A 4,370-nucleotide genomic window follows, 5' to 3' on the forward strand; every position below is an offset into this window, starting at 1 on the left:
TCCAAAATGTTCATGGACATAACACGTCTAGCTCCCTCGCGGCACAACTAGACGATCTCGCCGCTACCGAACATCATGTGCAATATCACCTGGGAAAACTTCGAACCCGAATGCTGATCGTCTAGTAGGGAGCCTAGCCGAGCTAGACGATCAGCAAAACGAACAGCAAAAAGCCCCGGTTAGGAACATTCCCAACCGGGGCGAAAGCCAGGGGCGAACGCCAGGGGCTAAGCCCCTATGCAGGTTTTACTTGTTGTCTTCGACGATGCCGTCGGTCTCGAAGCGCTCCTTGCGCACCTCTTCAGAGACGCGCTCGGTGTCGCGGACGGTGTCCTTCTCCAGGGAAACCTTCTCTACCGGGACGGATTCCTTGGATACGGTGACGCGGTCCTCGTGAAGCGTGACGGATGCTTCCTGCTCGCCGATGTTGCCGTCGTAGTTTGCGCGGTCTGCGTCGGTGATCGGCTCGCGTACGATGCGGACTTCCTCGCGCTCGACCGGGACCTCGACGGTTTCGGTCTCCTCGACGACGTACTTACGCAGGCTGACCTGGCCGGATTCGACGCGGTCCTTGGAGACGTTGAGCTGCTCCTCGGAGCGGATCAGTTCGCCGTCGACGTCGGTGGTGCGGTCTGCGGCAGCGGCGCGCTCATTATCGACGACACCACGCTCACCGGCACCAGCACCAGCACCCGCGGCACCAGCACCCGCAGCACCAGCAGCACCGACACCGGCACCAGCAGCGGCGTGCTTACCGGTCTCGTAGGTGGTCACGTCCTCGGTGGTCTCCAGGCCGTAGTGGCGGTAGAAGGCGTCCTGGTCCTGGGTGGTCAGGTGGCCGTTTTCGTCGAGATCCGGTGCGTCCTCGATGCGGTCCTTGGAGAATGCGAGGTGCAGTTCGCCGTCGCGAAGCGTGTGGCCGCGCAGTGGGACGATGGAGTCGCCGCCACCGAAGAGGCCGTGGCTAACGGAGACGAAGTCTGGCTGGCCGGTGGAGTCGTTGACGTAGACGTCCTTGACGCCGCCGACCTTGTCGCCGTTGACGTCGTATGCGGTTGCGTTTGCAAGATCCTCGATGCGGTTGAGGTTAGTCATTGTTGTTTCTCCTTTTGATTTGTTGTTGCGAGAACGATTCCGACCGTAACGACGATCAACCGTTCTGGCAGCGGACCCAACCTGAGCCTCGAAAAGTAGAACGGGTGTTCGAGCGACAAACGCAGCAAGTTCAGGTAGTCCCATGGAAACCGCCAACAGCCAGCGGAAACGAAAATCTGAAAGGTGGCAAAACGTTCAGCGAAATGAACGCAATGTGTCAGTTAGGTAACAGCGAGCTACCAATCGCATAGAGAAAACGCGAAATGTGAAGTCCGCCAGAGCGTGAATATAATTCCTGAAACTATGCCGAACGAACCGCCTGAATGTCGCGCAGGTGGCGGTAGAAGGTGACGCGGGAGACGGGTCGGGGGCGCAGGTGGTCGTCGATACGCACTGCGATCTCATTGCCACCGGATTGCAGGGCGCGACCGGTGAGGGTGCGGCTGCCGTCGAGGCGTGCGACGGGTTGGCGGCGTAGGAAGCGGCGGGTGGGTACGAGTGGGCTGGTGAAGGGGGCGGCGGCGATGCCGGGCGCGTCGACGGTGGGCACGAGGCGTGCGCCGTATTCGACGCCGGGGTGGACCAGCACGTCCGAGTCGACGACGACTTCGCCGTAGTAGGGCGTGGCGCCGTCGTCAGTAAAGAGCTCCGCGGATCCTGCAACGACCTCGCCGAAGTCGGTGCGGATGCAGGGGATGGGCCGCACGGGCCCGCCTGCAGCAAGATCCGCAGACTCCGCGCCCCAGAGCACCGCCGCGGGCGATTGCGGATCCGCGGGCACGTACCCGACCTCCACCCACATGCAATCCGCGCGCATCAGGCGGGTGAGCACGAGCCCGAGGGCGCGGTCGCTGCCTGACACCACAACACGCAACGGCTCAGAGGGTTGCTGCGGCGCAAACGTGGGTGCGCCGAGGTGGTCGACGGCGGGGTTTTTCTGGATCTCGTCAAGCGACGGGGTGGGATCTGAGGGGAGCACTTCGCGCGCGATGGCGTCGAGAAACTTGAGGTCGCGCTGGGTGGGGTGCACGGGGAGTTGGAACGTTTCTGCGCCCGGAATTGAGGGTTCGGGGGACGCGCCGCATGCGCAGTGGATGAGCCGCATGGCGCTCACGGTACAATATGCCCGTTCATACGCCATATTTAAGGAGTGCGTGATGTCCGCCATCATCATCGTGGGCGCCCAGTGGGGCGACGAGGGCAAAGGCAAAGCAACTGACATTCTCGGCGGTCGGGTCGACTACGTGGTTAAGCCCAACGGCGGTAATAACGCTGGGCACACGGTGGTTGTCGGTGGGGAGAAGTACGAGCTGAAGTTGTTGCCCGCCGGCGTCCTGTCCGAAAACGCTACCCCGATTCTGGGCAACGGTGTGGTGGTGAACCTTGAGGCGTTGTTCGAGGAGATCGACGGTCTTGAGGCGCGCGGTGCGAATGCGTCGCGGTTGAAGATCAGTGCGAATGCGCATTTGGTGGCGCCGTATCACCAGCAGTTGGATCGTGTGCAGGAGCGTTTCTTGGGCAAGCGCGCGATTGGCACGACGGGTCGCGGCATCGGCCCGACCTACGCCGACAAGGTCGCGCGCGTGGGCCTGCGCGTGCAGGACGTTTTCGACGAGTCCATCCTGCGCCAGAAGATCGAGTCTGCGCTCGATGTGAAGAACCAGATGCTGGTCAAGATGTATAACCGTCGCGCGATTTCGGTCGAGGCGACGATGGATTACTTCGGCCGTTACGCGGAGCGCTTGGAGCCGATGGTGATTGATGCGGAGCGCATGCTTAACGACGCCCTCTCCGCCGGCAAGCACGTCCTCATGGAGGGCGGCCAAGCCACCATGTTGGACGTGGACCACGGCACCTACCCGTTCGTGACGTCCTCGAACCCGACCGCCGGCGGCGCGTGCGTGGGTGCGGGTATCGGCCCGACTCGCATCACGGGCGTGCTGGGCATTATCAAGGCGTACACCACCCGCGTGGGTGCGGGCCCGTTCCCGACGGAACTGTTTGACAAGTGGGGCGAGTTCCTGCAGGTCACTGGCGGTGAGGTCGGCGTGAACACCGGCCGCGTGCGCCGCACCGGCTGGTACGACAGCGTGATCGCGCGCTACGCCTCCCGCGTCAACGGCTTTACGGACCTGTTCCTGACCAAGCTTGACGTGCTCACCGGCATCGGCGAGATCCCGATTTGTGTGGCCTACGACGTGGACGGCAAGCGTTTCGACGAAATGCCGATGACCCAGACCGACTTCCACCACGCAACGCCGATCTACGAGACGATGCCCGCCTGGGACGAGGACATCACCGGCTGCCGCACCTTTGAGGAGCTGCCGCAGAAGGCCCAGGATTACGTGCTGCGCCTCGAGGAACTCTCCGGCGCGCCGATTTCCTACATCGGTGTCGGCCCGGGCCGCGATCAGACCATCGTGCGCCACGACATCATGGAGCGGTAGGGGAAGTGGCACAGGGCGGACGTGATCTGGCCGATTATGTTGCCGCTGCCAGCCAAGAATGTAGCGTCACTGACCATCGGTTGTGCAACGGGCTACGGACTTGTGAAACACTAAGTGAGTTACTCGTTTCCTCGGCTGATCACTCAGAGGGCGTAGGGGCAGATTATGTGCACCTCCCGGGTGAGCCAACGAGCTGCTGGACGACTGCGCAGCTCCTTCGGCTTGTCTCGGACAATCTGCGGCGATTGAACGTCCCAGACAGGTTGCGTCGTGATACTCAAATCACGTCCGCACTTGGCAAGTTGGCCGATCGCGGTCTGTCCGCCGATGCGATCATCCGAACTGGATTCGGGCCGATGTTGATCGATTTTGTCCTTGAAGGAGCGTTAGCGTGCCGGCAGCTCGTGCTGGAAAAAGAACGCGGGAGTGATGAACTGCTTCTGGGAGAATGGGCTGATCTTCTTATTGCAAGTCCAGAGCTTCAAGGCGTAGCAGCAGGAGACCGGAGCTTGGCCCGAGCTAGGGCGATGAATGGGTCTTTTGTTCGGGAGGTGCAACGTTGGCTTCAAGAGGCGCCTATTGCGCATCTCGTTGGGTGGCGTTACTCAACAGACCAGTCTCTTGCCGATGATGAGGATCTGTTTTTGCTCAATGGCCGTGACGCAACGGTTTGGGTATGTGAGCGGTTTACAAAAACGTATCTAGACGAGTGGGCTAGTGAGTCCCTGCTGTGGGAGCTGACTTTCATAACGAAGCCCGGTGCGGTTCAGGGATTAGCCCAATTTGACGTTGGTTGGCCTGTGTCAAATTTTGTGGACGGGTAAACCC

The 4,370-nt window shown here is 61.4% G+C and carries 4 protein-coding genes; 2 read left to right on the forward strand and 2 right to left on the reverse strand.

Annotated features, from left to right (window positions below):
* Positions 1-246 precede the first annotated feature (246 nt).
* Positions 247-1,095 carry a PRC and DUF2382 domain-containing protein gene (locus HMPREF3048_RS02725; RefSeq protein ID WP_070771115.1) on the reverse strand — a complete coding sequence of 283 codons (849 nt, stop codon included), beginning with the start codon at positions 1,093-1,095 and terminating at the stop codon, positions 247-249.
* 301 nt (positions 1,096-1,396) lie between these two features.
* A complete protein-coding gene (locus HMPREF3048_RS02730; RefSeq protein ID WP_083316672.1) occupies positions 1,397-2,200 on the reverse strand; it encodes a hypothetical protein in 804 nt (267 codons plus the stop codon).
* A gap of 52 nt (positions 2,201-2,252) precedes the next feature.
* Between HMPREF3048_RS02730 and HMPREF3048_RS02735 the strand changes: the two genes are divergently transcribed.
* Positions 2,253-3,542: an adenylosuccinate synthase gene (locus HMPREF3048_RS02735; RefSeq protein ID WP_070771117.1), complete on the forward strand. Its 1,290-nt coding sequence runs from the start codon at positions 2,253-2,255 to the stop codon at positions 3,540-3,542.
* 245 nt (positions 3,543-3,787) lie between these two features.
* A complete protein-coding gene (locus HMPREF3048_RS02740) occupies positions 3,788-4,366 on the forward strand; it encodes a hypothetical protein (protein WP_141758832.1) in 579 nt (192 codons plus the stop codon).
* Positions 4,367-4,370: the final 4 nt, after the last annotated feature.

It is taken from the genome of Corynebacterium sp. HMSC075D04, from assembly GCF_001815635.1.
Lineage (GTDB): Bacteria > Actinomycetota > Actinomycetes > Mycobacteriales > Mycobacteriaceae > Corynebacterium > Corynebacterium coyleae.

Excerpts from the sequence above, each read along its gene's own strand:
- HMPREF3048_RS02725 (WP_070771115.1), bottom strand. The coding sequence starts at position 1,095 with ATGACTAACCTCAACCGCATCGAGGATCTTGCAAACGCAACCGCATAC.
- HMPREF3048_RS02730 (WP_083316672.1), bottom strand. The coding sequence starts at position 2,200 with ATGCGGCTCATCCACTGCGCATGCGGCGCGTCCCCCGAACCCTCAATT.
- HMPREF3048_RS02735 (WP_070771117.1), top strand. The coding sequence starts at position 2,253 with ATGTCCGCCATCATCATCGTGGGCGCCCAGTGGGGCGACGAGGGCAAA.